Source organism: Streptomyces sp. NPDC046261, assembly GCF_040646235.1.
Lineage (GTDB): Bacteria > Actinomycetota > Actinomycetes > Streptomycetales > Streptomycetaceae > Streptomyces.
The window spans coordinates 199,445-213,566 of the sequence record NZ_JBEYZU010000009.1; the positions used below are offsets into that span (position 1 = coordinate 199,445).

Annotated in this window: 10 protein-coding genes; 3 read left to right on the top strand and 7 right to left on the bottom strand. The window is 74.2% G+C overall.

What is annotated here, in order from left to right; all coding sequences use genetic code 11:
• Positions 1-6 precede the first annotated feature (6 nt).
• The 3 genes from ABZ956_RS18925 to ABZ956_RS18935 are packed head-to-tail and all read right to left on the bottom strand — an operon-like array spanning position 7 to position 6,416.
• Positions 7-1,614, bottom strand: coding sequence for a carboxyl transferase domain-containing protein (locus ABZ956_RS18925; protein WP_361894466.1), 1,608 nt, complete (start codon positions 1,612-1,614; stop codon positions 7-9).
• Positions 1,611-3,335, bottom strand: coding sequence for an acyclic terpene utilization AtuA family protein (locus ABZ956_RS18930; protein WP_361894468.1), 1,725 nt, complete (start codon positions 3,333-3,335; stop codon positions 1,611-1,613). Before ABZ956_RS18930 ends, ABZ956_RS18925 begins: the two co-directional genes overlap by 4 nt.
• A 48-nt stretch (positions 3,336-3,383) precedes the next feature.
• Positions 3,384-6,416, bottom strand: a complete 3,033-nt coding sequence (locus tag ABZ956_RS18935; protein ID WP_361894471.1) for an FAD-binding and (Fe-S)-binding domain-containing protein — start codon at positions 6,414-6,416, stop codon at positions 3,384-3,386.
• 121 nt (positions 6,417-6,537) lie between these two features.
• Here ABZ956_RS18935 and serC point away from each other — a divergent pair, with 121 nt between their 5' ends.
• A complete protein-coding gene (serC, locus tag ABZ956_RS18940) occupies positions 6,538-7,659 on the top strand; it encodes a phosphoserine transaminase (protein ID WP_361894474.1) in 1,122 nt (373 codons plus the stop codon).
• Between the two features lie 21 nt (positions 7,660-7,680).
• Here the strand turns inward: serC and ABZ956_RS18945 are convergent, their stop codons facing one another.
• The 3 genes from ABZ956_RS18945 to ABZ956_RS18955 form a co-directional block, all read right to left on the bottom strand.
• Positions 7,681-8,043 carry a peptidoglycan-binding domain-containing protein gene (locus ABZ956_RS18945; RefSeq protein WP_361894477.1) on the bottom strand — a complete coding sequence of 121 codons (363 nt, stop codon included), beginning with the start codon at positions 8,041-8,043 and terminating at the stop codon, positions 7,681-7,683.
• A gap of 83 nt (positions 8,044-8,126) precedes the next feature.
• On the bottom strand, positions 8,127-9,152 hold the full coding sequence (locus ABZ956_RS18950) for a hypothetical protein (RefSeq protein WP_361894480.1): 1,026 nt from the start codon (positions 9,150-9,152) through the stop codon (positions 8,127-8,129).
• A gap of 74 nt (positions 9,153-9,226) precedes the next feature.
• On the bottom strand, positions 9,227-10,327 hold the full coding sequence (locus ABZ956_RS18955; protein WP_361894483.1) for a citrate synthase 2: 1,101 nt from the start codon (positions 10,325-10,327) through the stop codon (positions 9,227-9,229).
• 493 nt (positions 10,328-10,820) lie between these two features.
• Between ABZ956_RS18955 and pdxH the strand changes: the two genes are divergently transcribed.
• Positions 10,821-11,489 carry a pyridoxamine 5'-phosphate oxidase gene (gene pdxH / locus ABZ956_RS18960; RefSeq protein ID WP_361894486.1) on the top strand — a complete coding sequence of 223 codons (669 nt, stop codon included), beginning with the start codon at positions 10,821-10,823 and terminating at the stop codon, positions 11,487-11,489.
• 381 nt (positions 11,490-11,870) lie between these two features.
• A complete protein-coding gene (locus ABZ956_RS18965; RefSeq protein ID WP_361894489.1) occupies positions 11,871-13,238 on the top strand; it encodes a PAS domain-containing protein in 1,368 nt (455 codons plus the stop codon).
• A gap of 23 nt (positions 13,239-13,261) precedes the next feature.
• Here ABZ956_RS18965 and ABZ956_RS18970 read toward each other — a convergent pair whose 3' ends face one another.
• A complete protein-coding gene (locus ABZ956_RS18970; RefSeq protein WP_361894492.1) occupies positions 13,262-14,017 on the bottom strand; it encodes an SIS domain-containing protein in 756 nt (251 codons plus the stop codon).
• Between the last annotated feature and the right edge of the window lie 105 nt (positions 14,018-14,122).

The following is a 14,122-nucleotide window of genomic DNA, read 5'->3' on the forward strand; positions in this document are numbered from 1 at the left end:
GAACCCTCACATCCGAAAGACACCGAAACCACCCCGAGCCCCCTGCACGGGCGCGTTGTGCACCGCGGAGAGGCACAGCCCCAGCACCGTCCGCGTGTCCCGGGGGTCGATGACCCCGTCGTCGTACAGCCGCCCGGAGAGGAACACCGGCAGGGACTCCGACTCGATCTGCCGCTCCACCGCGGCGCGCAGCGCGGCGTCGGCCTCCTCGTCGTACGGCTGCCCCTTCGCCGCCGCCGACGCGCGGGCGACGATGGACAGGACCCCGGCGAGCTGCTGCGGGCCCATGACGGCGGACTTGGCGCTGGGCCAGGCGAAGAGGAAGCGCGGGTCGAAGGCCCGTCCGCACATGCCGTAGTGCCCGGCGCCGTAGGAGGCGCCCATGAGCACCGACAGATGCGGCACCTTCGAATTCGACACGGCGTTGATCATCATGGCGCCGTGCTTGATGATGCCGCCCTGCTCGTAGGCCCGGCCGACCATGTACCCGGTGGTGTTGTGCAGGAAGACCAGCGGGATGTCGCGCTGGTTGGCCAACTGGATGAACTGCGCGGCTTTTTGCGATTCCTCGCTGAAGAGGACGCCCTGCGCGTTGGCGAGCACGCCCACGGGATAGCCGTGGAGCCTCGCCCACCCGGTCACAAGGCTCGCGCCGTAACAGGGCTTGAACTCGTCGAAGTCGGATCCGTCCACGATCCGGGCGATGACCTCGCGGGGGTCGAAGGGTTCCTTCAGATCGCCGGGGACGATGCCGAGGAGTTCGTCCTCGTCGTACAGGGGCGGCTCGGCTCGCTCGGCGGGGCCCGGATCGGGTTGGGCCTTGCGCCAGTTGAGGCGGGCGACCACGCGCCGGGCCAGGCGCAGCGCGTCGAGTTCGTCGACGGCGAAGTGGTCCGCGAGGCCGGAGACGCGCGCGTGCATCCCGGCGCCGCCGAGCGACTCGTCGTCGCTCTCCTCGCCGGTGGCCACCTTCACCAGCGGCGGGCCGCCGAGGAAGACCTTCGCCCGCTCCTTGACCATGATGACGTGGTCGGACATGCCGGGGACGTACGCGCCTCCGGCCGTGGAATTGCCGAAGACGACGGCCACGGTGGGGATGCCCGCCGCCGAGAGCCGGGTCAGGTCGCGGAAGAGCCCGCCGCCGGGGATGAAGATCTCCTTCTGGCTCGGCAGGTCGGCTCCCCCCGACTCGACGAGCGAGATCACCGGCAGCCGGTTGGCGCGGGCGATCTCGTTGGCGCGCAGGGCCTTCTTCAACGTCCACGGATTGCTGGCGCCGCCGCGCACGGTCGGGTCGTTGGCGGTGATGACGCATTCGACGCCCTCGACGACGCCGATGCCGGTGACGAGGGAGGCGCCGACGGTGTACTCACTGCCCCAGGCGGCCAGCGGCGACAGTTCGAGGAAGGGGGTGTCGGGGTCGAGCAGCGACTCGACGCGTTCCCGGGCCGTCATGCGGCCCCGCGCCCGGTGCCGGGCGGTGTACTTCTCGCCGCCGCCCGCCACCGCCTTGGCGTGCTCGGTCCCGAGGTCGGCGAGCTTGGCCAGCATGGCGGCCCGGTTGGCCGCGTACCCGGGGCCGGCGGTGTCGAGCGCGGACGGCAGCACGGTCACAGCAGGACCTCCGGTATCTCCAGATGCCGGGCGCGCAGCCACTCGCCCATGGCCTTGGCCTGCGGGTCGAAGCGTGCCTGGGAGGCGACGCCTTCGCCGAGGATGCCGTCGACCACGAAGTTCAGGGCCCGCAGGTTGGGCAGGACGTGCCGGGTGACGGCGAAACCGGCGGTCTCCGGCAGGAGTTCGCGGAACCGCTCGACGGTCAGTGCGTGTGCCAGCCACCGCCACGCGTCGTCCCCGCGCACCCATACGCCGACGTTCGCGCTGCCGCCCTTGTCGCCGCTGCGGGCGCCCGCGACGAGCCCGAGGGGGGCCCGCCGCGTGGGCCCGGCGGGCAACGGCGGCGGCAGAACGGGGTCCTCGACCGCGAGCGGCTCCCCCACCGCGGCCGGCTCCCCGGCCCGTACGGCCGCCGGCAGCACCGGCACCCGGGTGCCGTCCGGCAGCACGGCCACGTGCCGCACCGTGCCGGCGTCCACGTACGCGGCCTCGAACACGCCGTAGGGCGTCGGCTTCGCCGGGGGCGTCGCCACGTGGAAGCCGGGGTAGCTGGCCAGCGCCAGCTCGACGCAGGCGGCGCCCACGGCCCGGCCCACCTCCGGGTCGTGGTCGCGCACGACCAGCCGCAGCAGGGCGCCGGCCTCCTCCTGTACGGGCGCGTCGGCCCGGTCGGTGCGGGCCAGGCTCCAGCGGGCCTCGGCGGGGCGGCGGGCGGCGAGGACGCCGTCGAGCTGGGCGCGCACGAGGCGGGCCTTGGCGTCGATGTCGAGGCCGGTCAGGACGAAGGCGACCTCGGTGCGGTGCCCGCCCAGCCGGGTGAGGCCCACCTTGAGCGTGGGCGGCGGGGGCTCGCCGCGCACCCCGCTGATCCGCACCCGGTCCGGGCCGTCGGCCGCCAGCCGCACGGTGTCCAGCCGGGCCGTGGTGTCCGGTCCCATGTAGCGGGCGCCGGCCGTCTCGTACAGCAGCTGTGCCGTGACCGTCGAGACGGTGACGGCGCCGCCCGTGCCGGGGTGCTTGGTGACGACAGCCGAGCCGTCGGCGTGGATCTCGGCGAGCGGGAAGCCGGGCCGGCGCACGTCGTGTTCGCCGAAGAACGCGTAGTTGCCGCCCGTGGCCTGCGCCCCGCACTCCAGGACGTGCCCGGCGACGACCGCGCCGGCGAGCGGGTCGAGGTCCTCGGCGGTCCACCCGAAGTGCGCGGCGGCGGGCCCGGTGACGAGCGCGGCGTCGGTGACCCGGCCGGTCACGACGACGGTCGCGCCCGCGCGCAGGCATTCGGCGATGCCCGCGCCGCCGAGGTAGGCGTTGGCGGTGAGCACGCCCTGGCCCCACCGGTCCTCGCCGAGGAGGTCGTCACCGGTGACGTGGGCGACGCGCGCGGGCACGCCGAGGCGGTCGGCGAGGCCGGCGACGCGCTCGGCGAGGCCGGCGGGGTTGAGCCCGCCGGCGTTGGTCACGAGCCTGACCCCGCGGTCGGCGGCCAGGCCCAGCCCCTCCTCCAACTGGCTCAGGAATGTGCGGGCGTAGCCGCGGCCGGGGTCCTTGAGGCGGTCACGGCCGAGGATCAGCATGGTCAGTTCGGCGAGGTAGTCACCGGTCAGGACGTCCAGGGGGCCGCCGGTGAGCATCTCGCGCAGGGCGTCGAACCGGTCGCCGTAGAAGCCGGAGGCGTTGCCGATGCGGAGAACGGGCGGCGCGGGCAGGGGCGCGGGCATGGCACCGGAGGGTGGCACCGGCGGGCAAAACAAGCAAGCGTGCTTGCATTAATTCCGGCCGCGATTCCGGCCGCCCGGCGGTGCCAGTGCGCTGGCGAGGACTTCCGCGACGTGCCGGCCCTGTTTTCCCGTGAGTTGGGTGATCTGGGTGCGGCAGGAGAAGCCGTCCGCGAGCACTTCGGCGCCCTCAGGTGCCGCGCTCAGCGCCGGCAGCAGCTGCTCCTCCGCGCAGGCCACGGACACCTCGTAATGGCCGGGCTCGAAGCCGAAGTTGCCCGCCAGGCCGCAGCAGCCGCCGCTCAACGCGCCGGTGAGCCCGGCACGTTCGCGGAGCCGGTGCTCGGCGGCGTCACCCAGGACGGCGTGCTGGTGGCAGTGGGTCTGGCCGGCGACGGGCCGGTCCACGCGCGGTGGGCTCCAGTGCGGGGCGCGGTCCTCCAGCACCTGGGCGAAGGTGCGGACGGAGGAGGCGAGGCGCCGGGCGCGCGGGTCGTGGGGCAGCAGCTCGGGCAGGTCGGCGCGCAGGGCCGCGGTGCAGCTGGGCTCGAGGCCGACGACGGGCAGGCCGGCCGCGAGGGCGGGCTCCAGGACGTCGAGGGTGCGACGTGCGACGGCCCGGGCGCGCGTCAGCTGGCCGGTGGAGATCCAGGTCAGACCGCAGCAGACCGGCCGGGGCGGTACGACCACGCGCAGGCCGGCGTCCTCCAGCACGGCGACCGCGGCGCGGCCGGCAGAGGGCGTGAAGTAGTTGGTGAACGTGTCGGGGAACACCACCACGGCCGTACCGGAGGCCCCCGCTCCGGCCCGCCCCGCTCCGGCCGGGTCCGCTCCGGCCTGCCCCGGTCCGGCCTGGTCCGCTCCGGCCCGGTCCGCACCGGCCCGCCCCGCTCGGGCCTGCCCCGCTCCGGCCCGCCCCGCTCCGGGCAGGGGCGCCGCCGCGGCTGTACGGGCGGCCGTACGCCGGCGCCACCACCGGGTGAACGGCTCCGGTGCGAGCCGCGGGAGATCCCGCTCGGGTGCGATGCCCGCCAGCCGCTTCACGGCAGCGGCCGACGGGCCGCGCGGGGCCACCCGGCCCAGCAGCGGCGCGGCCGGCTCCGCCAGGCGCAGCCACAGCGGCAGCCACCCCATCGTGTAGTGCGCGGCGGGCCGCATCCGGCCCTGGTAGTGGTGGTGGAGGAACTCCGCCTTGTACGTGGCCATGTCCACCCCCACCGGGCAGTCGCTGCGGCAGCCCTTGCAGGCCAGGCACAGGTCGAGGGCCTCGCGCACCTCCGGGGAGCGCCAGCCGTCCGTCACCACCTCCCCGGCCAGCATCTCGTGCAGCAGCCGGGCCCGGCCCCGCGTGGAGTGCCGCTCGTCGCGCGTGACGCGGTAGGAGGGGCACATGACGCCGCCCGCCGGATCGGGCCGTGTCTCACGGCACTTGGCGACGCCCACGCATCGGCGGATCGCCGCCGTGAAGTCGCCGCCGTCACCCGGATAGCCGAACTCCACGTCGACGGGCCGCCGGGGCAGCACGTCGAACCGCAGGTTCTCGTCGAGCCGGTACGGGCGCACGAGCATGCCCGGATTGAGGCCGCCCGCCGGGTCCCAGAGGTCCTTGAAGCGCTCGAAGAGCCGCACCACCTCGGCGCCGTACATGCGGGGCAGCAGTTCGGCGCGCGCCTGGCCGTCGCCGTGCTCGCCCGACAGCGAGCCGCCGTGCGCGACCACCAGCTCCGCCATGTCCCCGGAGAACTCCCGGTACCGGCGCACCCCTTCGGCGCTCAGCAGGTCGACGTCGAGCCGTACGTGCACACAGCCCTCGCCGAAGTGCCCGAAGGGGGCGCCGCGCAGCCCGTAGCGTCGCAGCAGGGCCCGGAACTCGCGCAGGTACGGCCCCAGCCGCTCCGGCGGAACCGCACAGTCCTCCCAGCCGGGCCAGGCTTCCCCGCCGCCGGGCAGCCGGGTCGCGGTGCCGGCGGCGTCCTCGCGCACCCGCCACAGCGCGCGCTGGGCGAGGGGGTCGGCGACGACGGCGGAGCCCGTGACGGCCCCGTCGGCGGCCGCCGCGCGGCACAGCTCCCGGGCCCGCGACCGGGCCTCGCCCTGCGTGGCGCCGCCCGTCTCGACGAACAGCCAGGCGGCCCCCGCGGGCAGCGCGCCGACGCCCTCGCCCACCAGGTCGGCGGCCATGCCCTCCACCGTCAACGGCCCCAGCGGCAGCAGCGGAAGCGCCGCCTCGGCCGCCGTGCTCTCGTCCGGGTACCCCAGCACCGCCAGCACCCGCGCCGCGGGCGGCTCGACGAGGCGGACCGTCGCCCGCGTCAGCACCCCCAGCGTGCCCTCGCTGCCGGTGAAGGCCCGCGCGAGGTCGGTGCGCCGCTCGGGCAGGAGCGCGTCGAGGGCGTAGCCGGAGATGCGCCGGGGCAGGGCGGGGAACCCGGTGCGCAGCAGGGCGAGGTGGTCGTGGACGAGGGCCCGTACGCCGTCCGCGAGCAGTTCGGGGAGCCCGTCGTAGCCCTGCCCCAGCCGGGCCTGTTCGCCCTCGTACGTCAGGACGTCCAGCGCGTGGACGTTGTCGGCCGTCGTGCCCCAGGCCACCGAGTGGGCGCCGCACGCGTTGTTGCCGATCATCCCGCCGAGCGTGCACCGGCCGTGCGTCGAGGGATCGGGGCCGAACGTCAGCCCGTACGCGCCCGCCGCCGCCCGCAGGTCGTCCAGGACCGCTCCCGGCTGGACGACGGCGGTGCGGGTGTCGGCGTCCACGGCCAGGACCGCGTTCATGTACCGGGTGAAGTCCAGGACCACGCCCTCGCCCGTGGCCTGGCCCGCGATCGAGGTGCCGCCGCCGCGCGGCACCACCGGCACGCCGTGCTCGCTGCACACCGCCAGGGCGGCGGCGACGTCGTCGGCGTCGCGCGGGGCGACGACCCCGGCCGGGACGCGCCGGTAGTTGGAGGCGTCCATGGTCACCAGGGCGCGGGCGGAGGCCGTGAAGTCGACGTCGCCGCGCACGTGGGCCCGTAGTCGCGCCGCCAGGGCCGGGGGCGCCGGCCGGGCGGCTGCCGCGTCCTCGCGGCCGATGTGATCACCCATGGGCCCAGCCTGCCCACAGAACCGCCGGATACCGGCACAGTTGGCACATCCATCCTGTCGTTTCCGTCTCATCGAGTGGACGTACGGCCATGACGCGCGGAGCGGCGATTAGGCTGCGGACGTGGCTGATATCCAGATTCCCGCTGACATCAAGCCCGCCGACGGTCGCTTCGGCGCGGGCCCGTCCAAGGTGCGTACGGAGGCGCTCGCCGCCCTGGCGGCCACCGGAACCTCCCTGCTCGGCACGTCCCACCGCCAGGCCCCGGTCAAGGACCTGGTCGGCAGGGTGCGCGACGGCCTGCGTGAGCTGTTCTCCCTGCCCGAGGGCTACGAGATCGTCCTCGGCAACGGCGGGTCGACCGCGTTCTGGGACATCGCCACGCACGGTCTGATCGAGTCGAAGTCGGAGCACCTGAGCTTCGGCGAGTTCTCCTCGAAGTTCGCCAAGGCGGCGCAGAAGGCGCCGTGGCTGCGGGAGCCGACGGTCATCTCCTCCGCGCCCGGCACCCACCCCGAGCCGCGCGCCGAGGCGGGCGTCGACGTCTACGCCTTCACCCACAACGAGACCTCCACCGGCGTCGCCGCGCCCATCCGGCGCGTCGCGGGCGCGGACGAGGGCGCGCTGGTCCTGGTGGACGCCACGTCCGGCGCGGGCGGCCTGCCCGTGGACATCGCCGAGACGGACGTCTACTACTTCGCCCCGCAGAAGTCCTTCGCCGCCGACGGCGGGCTGTGGCTGGCCGCGTTCTCCCCGGCCGCCCTGGAGCGCGCCGCCCGGATCCACGCCTCGGGCCGGCACATCCCCGAGTTCTTCTCGCTGCCGACGGCCATCGACAACTCCCTGAAGAACCAGACCTACAACACCCCCGCTCTCGCCACCCTGTTCCTGCTTCAGCAGCAGGTGGAGTGGCTCAACGGCCAGGGCGGCCTGGACTGGGCGGTGCGCCGCACCGCGACGTCCGCGCGGGCGCTGTACGGCTGGGCGGAGGCGTCCAAGTACGCGACGCCGTTCGTGGCCGACCCGGCCCAGCGTTCGGCCGTCATCGGCACGATCGACTTCTCCGACGACGTGGACGCGGCGGCCGTCGCCAAGGTCCTGCGCGCCAACGGCATCGTGGACACCGAGCCCTACCGCAAGCTGGGCCGCAACCAGCTGCGGGTCGCGATGTTCCCGGCGATCGACCCGGCCGACGTCGAGGCCCTGACGGCGTGCGTCGATCATGTGATCGAGCGGCTGGCCTGACCCGCCCGCGGCCCGCCGGCCCTAGCGGGGCCGGGGGCCGCGCCGCAGCTCGTCCCAGGTCTCCGGGCCGACGACCCCGGTGGCGGTCAGCCCGCGGTCGGCCTGGAACTCCCTGACCGCGGCCTCGGTCTCCTCGTCGAACTCACCCGACGGGTCGTGCCGGACCTCCAGGTGGCCCCAGAAGCCCAGCAGGCACTGGGCCTCCTTGACCGCCGGGCCCTCGCTGCCCAGCCGGACCGTCGGCGGCTTGTGCGCGAAGCCGCACGAGAGGCCCTCGACCGGGACCTCGTCGGCCGACGCGGTGCCGGCGGTGAGCGCGCCGGCACCCACGAGCAGGGTGGCGACGAGCGTCGCCGATGCCGCTAAGCGTCTGCAAGATTTCATGATTGATCCACCTCTTTCACCCGATGTCCCGTTGTGGGACGGGCTTTGAGCCTACGGATCAACGGCCGCCGCGACCAAGCGATTTACGTACCGTCCGCCCGCCCGCGGAACAGCTTGCGCAGGACGATGATCAGCAGGGCCGCGACCACGACGGTCCCCGCTCCTATGGCGAGATTGCGGTCCCGGTCGTCGCCCGTGGTGGCGGCCTCGTCGTCCGGCGCGTCCCCGCCCTTGCCGGAGTCGCCGGGCTTGCCCGTGCTGTCGGGCAGCAGATCGCCGTCGAGCCCGACCGGGGTGACGCGGCTGGAGGCGCCCTCCGTCCCGTACATCAGGGTCCGGCCGTCGGGGGTGAACGTGACGGACTCGCCCTGCCGCTGCAGCGGGACCGTGGGCCGGCCGATCTCCTTGGGCCGCCCGTCCCGCCAGCGGTACGCGCGGGCCTCGAAGTAGCCCCGGACGACCAGCCGGGAGCCGTCCGGGGAGAACGCCCCGTCCGTGGCCCAGACGTTGATGTCGGCGACGCGCCGGAAGGTGTTCACGCCGGACGCCGACAGCCGCTCCGGCCCCTCGTACAGGGCGCCCTTGCCCGAGCGCTTCTTGCTGGCGATGTAGGCCCGGCCCGTCGTGGGGTGCACCATCAGCGACTCGGCGTCGCGCGGGCCGTCCTCGTAGCGGACGGTGAAGCGCGTCGGGGTGACGGTCGCGTCCCGCAGCGTCCTCGGCTCGGGGAAGCGGTAGATCCACACCTCCGGCCAGGTGCCGCCGAGGTTGTCCCCGATGTCGCCGACGTAGATGTTCCCGTCGGGGCCGATCGAGACGGCCTCGACGTCCCGGGCGTCGATGCCGCCGAGCCGCACCGTCGCGACCGTACGACCCGTACGGCTGTCCACCGCGAAGATGTTCGCGACGTCGCCGCTGTCGTTGTGGGTCCAGTAGACGCCCGGATGGGTGCGGCTGGCCGCCAGCCCGCTGGACTCCTTGATCCTCGGGTCCTGGATGGTGAAGCCGGAGGGCGCATCACCCTCCGCCGCCGGTGCCGCCACCGCGGGCGGGGCGGCGGGCAGCGCTACCAGCACGGCGATTCCGAGGGCGGCGAGGAATGGACGCATGGGCCAAGCCTGCCATCAGCGCGTGGCGGAGGGGCGCTTGCCACCCTTCGCCACGCCCTGACGTGTTGGTCGGCTCAGCCGACGATGTCCGCGTACCCCTCCACCTCGCGCGGGTCGCGCGGGCCCGGGCCGACGTAGCGGGCCGAGGGGCGCACCAGGCGGCCCGTGCGCTTCTGCTCCAGGATGTGCGCGCTCCAGCCCGCCGTACGGGCGCAGGTGAACATCGAGGTGAACATGTGCGCCGGGACCTCGGCGAAGTCCAGGACGATGGCCGCCCAGAACTCGACGTTGGTGGCCAGCACCCGGTCCGGGCGGCGGTTGTGCAGCTCCTCCAGCGCCGCCTTCTCCAGGGCCCGGGCGACCTCGAAGCGCGGCGCGGCCAGCTCCTCGGCCGTGCGGCGCAGCACGCGGGCGCGCGGGTCCTCGGCGCGGTAGACGCGGTGGCCGAAGCCCATGAGGCGCTCACCACGGTCCAGGGCGCCCTTGACGTAGGCGACGGCGTCGCCGGTGCGCTCGATCTCCTCGATCATGCCGAGGACGCGCGAGGGCGCGCCGCCGTGCAGCGGGCCGGACATGGCGCCGACCGCGCCCGACAGGGCGGCCGCCACGTCGGCGCCCGTGGAGGCGATGACGCGGGCGGTGAACGTGGAGGCGTTCATGCCGTGCTCGGCGGCCGAGGTCCAGTAGGCGTCCACGGCCTTGACGTGCCGGGGGTCGGGCTCGCCGCGCCAGCGCTTCATGAAGCGCTCGACGACGGTGTCCGCCTTGTCGATCTCCCTCTGCGGCACCATCGGCAGTCCCTGGCCACGGGCCGACTGGGCGACGTACGACAGGGCCATGACGGCGGCCCGCGCGAGGTTGTCACGGGCGGTGGCCTCGTCGATGTCCAGCAGCGGCTTGAGGCCCCACACGGGAGCGAGCATCGCCAGCGCGGACTGCACGTCGACGCGGATGTCACCGGAATGGACGGGGATGGGGAACGGCTCGGCCGGCGGCAGCCCGGGGTTGAACGAGCCGTCGACCAGCAGCCCCCAGACGTTCCCGAACGAGACGTCGCCCACCAAGTCCTCGATGTCGACGCCTCGGTAGCGGAGCGAACCGCCTTCCTTGTCGGGTTCGGCGATCTCCGTTTCGAACGCGACGACTCCTTCGAGTCCGGGTACGAAGTCGGACATCAGGCGGCTCCTCATGATGTGTTCGACAAGCGGCTGCCAGCCGCGCGGGCGGGGTCCGGGGTCCTGAAGGTTCCGGCCGGGCGGCCAGAGGGATTGCTGCTGCGGGTGTGCTTCGGGGCAGGTGTGTCCGGGTCGGCGCCGGAGCGGTTACGCGGCAGCATGTGCGGCTCGCGGTCCGTTCCGGTCAACCCGGTCATGCCCCGTGCGGCAATACTTCACCCGGTACTTCACCCGGCCTCCGCAGAGGCCGTTCCGGGGCCGGACACGATAGCCGGTGGATACGGGTGCCACAGCCATCCACCCGTGATTTTGGGGTGTCCCGCACAGGTGGGGGAAGGTGATGTCCGGCACACCGCGCTTTTCACCGGCGAGGGGATTACCGGCCGTCGCCACGGGGCAGAGGAAGGGATCAGCGGTTTCGCGCCCGCGGGGACCGACTCGTGCCGGGGTCCGGATCTTTTCCTCGGGCCCGCCGCTCCTGCAAGATGTGGCCGTGGCCCACTCCGACAAGTACGCGTTCGAGCACGACCTCGCCGCCATGCGCCGCCACTACCAGTTCGAGGGCCTCGCCGAGGCGGACCTGGCGGCCGGCCCGTACGAACAGTTCGCACGCTGGTTCGGGGAGGCGGCCGCGGGCTCGCTGTACGAGCCCAACGCCATGGTCCTGTCCACCGCGGACGCCGCCGGACGGCCCAGCTCCAGGACCGTCCTGCTCAAGGGCTACGACCCGCGCGGCTTCGTCTTCTACACCAACTACCGCTCCCGCAAGGCCAGGGAGATCGCCGTCAACCCCCGGGTCTCGCTGCTCTTCCCCTGGTACCCCCTCGCCCGGCAGGTCGTCGTCACCGGTACGGCCGAGCGGGTGGACCGGGAGGAGACCGCCGCCTACTTCCGCTCCCGCCCCTACGGCTCGCAGATCGGCGCCTGGGCGAGCGAGCAGTCGACGCCGGCGGCCGGCCGGGCCGAGCTCGACGCGGCGTACGAGAAGATGACGGCCCGCTACCCCCAGGGCGAGCACGTGCCCGTACCGCCGCACTGGGGCGGCTTCCGGGTGACCGCGGAGACGGTGGAGTTCTGGCAGGGGCGCGAGAACCGGCTGCACGACCGGCTGCGGTACGTGCGCACGGGCGAGGACTGGCGGGTGGAGCGCCTGTGCCCGTAGAAGGGCGCTGAACGCAGACGATCCGTGGGCCCGCTACCCCGCGCCGCACAAGCGGCGCGGGGTGCCGAGCGGACGACTCGGCGGCCCACGGATCGGGTGACTGCCTGGGATTGGCCGGCGGAGCCGGCGTTGCGCTGTACGCGACGACGGGCGCTAGCCCGCAGTCACCTCACGCGTCCGGAAAGAAATCATGTCCCGAACCACCTCCCTTCTCGTGTACGCCCCAGCCTAGGAAGCGGTTTCGGTGACGACAACAGAATTTCCGTGGGCACCGATTTCGCCGAAGACGGTGTGGTGTCAGCCAGGGTCGAGTTGAATGCCGCTCGTGCAGGACATGCAGGGCATGCTCCACCCGCAGACGCGTTCAGCAGGGGGTACCCGGTGACCGCTCCACACCAGTCCGGCCCGGCCCGTCACGAGGCGGCCGCGGACAGCGACGACCACGTCCTCCTCGCGGCTCTCCTCGACGGCATGGACGCCGCGCTGTGCGCGTTCGACGCGGACGGCACGGTCACCCACTGGAACCGCGAGGCCGAGCGGATACTCGGCTGGTCCGCGAAGGAGGCCGTCGGCCGGCACGGCCTCGCCGGCTGGGCCCTGCGCGAGGCGGACGCGGAGGAGGTCACCGGGCGGCTGCTGGGCGCGATGAAGATCCCGGGCCGGCAGGTCGACGAGTTCGCGCTGCTCACCAAGGACGGCGGACGGGTGCTCGTGCGCATCCAGTCCTGCGCCGTGCCCGGTGGGGACGGCCGTCCGGCGGGGGTCTACTGCGCCTTCAGCGAGGTGCACACGCAGATCGACCTGGAGCGCTCGGTCGCGCTCAGCGAGGCGCTGTTCGGCGAGGCGCCCTGGGGCGTGGTGCTCGTCGACGCCGACCTGCGCCCGGCCCTCGCCAACGCCCACGCCGCCCGCGCCCTGCGCACCAGCCGCACGGCCCTGCTGGGCCGGCCCCTGGGGGAGCTGCTGGACCAGGGCGTGGAGGAACTCGAGGGCGCCTTGCAGCACGTCCTGGCGGCCGGCGCGCCGCCCGCGCCCACCGAGCTGTGGGTGACCGTACGGGACCAGGGCACCGGCGTCGCCCTGCCGGAGCGGCGCTGCTGGCGCTCCGGCTTCCTGCGGCTGGCCACGCCCCTGGTGGAGGAGCCCGTGCCGCTGGGGGTGGCCTGGCTCTTCCTGGACGTGACGAAGACGCGCCTGGCGGAGCAGGAGAGCGCGCGGCTGCGGTTCCGCGGCAGCCAGCTGCACCGGGCGGGGCGGGCCGTCGCCGAGTGCGAGGACCCGATGGAGGCGGCGGCGCTCTACATGGACTTCGCCCTCGCGGGCTTCGCCGACCACGCCCTCATCGACCTGCTGCCCGACCCGGATCCCGCGCCGGAGGCGCCGATCCGGCTCGTCCGCGCCGCCACGACACCCGCCGGGGCCCCCGGCCAGGCCCCGGTGCCCACGGGCGGCGGCCTTCCGGTGCCGTACATGGCCGGGCACCCGGCGCTGCAGGCGGTCGAGCGCTGCGGCTCGGTGCGGGCGGCCACCGACCGCACGGAGGGCTGGGCGGCGGCCCGCAAGTGGCCGGACGGCACGCGGCACGCCCTGTCGACGGCGCTGCGCAGCCGGGGGCGCACGGTCGGGGTGGTGACGTTCCTGCGCGGGCCGTCGCGGCGGCCCTTCGACCGGGCGGACGCGATCTACGCGGAGGACATCGCCACGCGGGTGGCGGCGTCCATCGATCTGGCGGTGGCGGTGGCGCGGTAGCGGCGCGGGGGCCGCCGGTCGGTCTAGTGCCGGAAGAAGATCCGGTCGCCGTACTCCTCCAGGAGGCGGCCGTTCCACTCGTGGCCGCCGTCGATGTTGCCCGAGCGCAGCATGGGCGGGTCGATGCCGCGGGAGGCCAGCTCGGTGGCCGCCGAGGCGACGACGGCCTGCATCAGGGCGCTGGTGACGACGGTGGACGCCGGGCCGAAGGGTGCCGCGATGCCGTCGGCGGAGAGCTCCGCGTCACCGGTCGCGATCTTGTTGTCGAGGACGAGGTCGCAGTGGTCCTTCAGGAAGGTGCCGGAGGTGTGCCGCGAGCGGGTCTCCCGCGCGTAGGCGAGGGAGGTGACGCCGATGACCTTCAGGCCGAGGGCGCGGGCGTTCATGGCCATCTCGACGGGCAGGGAGTTGCGCCCGGAGAGGGAGATGACGATCAGGACGTCGCCGGCCCGGGCGGGGCTGGTGTCCAGGACCGCCCCGGCGAGGCCGTCCACGCGTTCCAGGGCGCTGCCGAGCGTGGCGGGCATGATGTCGACGCCGACGGTCCCGGGCACGGCGAGCAGGTTCATCAGGGCCAGGCCGCCCGCCCGGTAGACGACGTCCTGGGCCGGGAGCGAGGAGTGGCCGGCGCCGAAGACGAAGATCCGGCCGCCGTCCGCGACGGCGTCGGCGAGCAGGGACCCGGCGGTGGCGATGCGGCCGGCCTCCTCGTCGCGGACCCGGCGCAGCAGGGCGATCGCGGCGTCGAAGAACTGCCCGGCAGGCTTGTTCTCGCTCATCGCTGCGGGACTCCTTGGGCTCGGTCGGGCGCGCGGGGGCGGAGCGGGCCGCCCGGCGCATTCTCTCGCGGCGCCGCTCGCGGCGCGGATCACGTTGCGGTGTGG

Bases quoted from the DNA above. Each gene is read 5' to 3' on its own strand.
- ABZ956_RS18955 (WP_361894483.1), bottom strand. From the start codon at position 10,327: ATGTCCGACTTCGTACCCGGACTCGAAGGAGTCGTCGCGTTCGAAACG.
- ABZ956_RS18970 (WP_361894492.1), bottom strand. From the start codon at position 14,017: ATGAGCGAGAACAAGCCTGCCGGGCAGTTCTTCGACGCCGCGATCGCC.
- ABZ956_RS18950 (WP_361894480.1), bottom strand. From the start codon at position 9,152: ATGCGTCCATTCCTCGCCGCCCTCGGAATCGCCGTGCTGGTAGCGCTG.
- ABZ956_RS18935 (WP_361894471.1), bottom strand. From the start codon at position 6,416: ATGGGTGATCACATCGGCCGCGAGGACGCGGCAGCCGCCCGGCCGGCG.
- ABZ956_RS18930 (WP_361894468.1), bottom strand. From the start codon at position 3,335: ATGCCCGCGCCCCTGCCCGCGCCGCCCGTTCTCCGCATCGGCAACGCC.
- ABZ956_RS18945 (WP_361894477.1), bottom strand. From the start codon at position 8,043: ATGAAATCTTGCAGACGCTTAGCGGCATCGGCGACGCTCGTCGCCACC.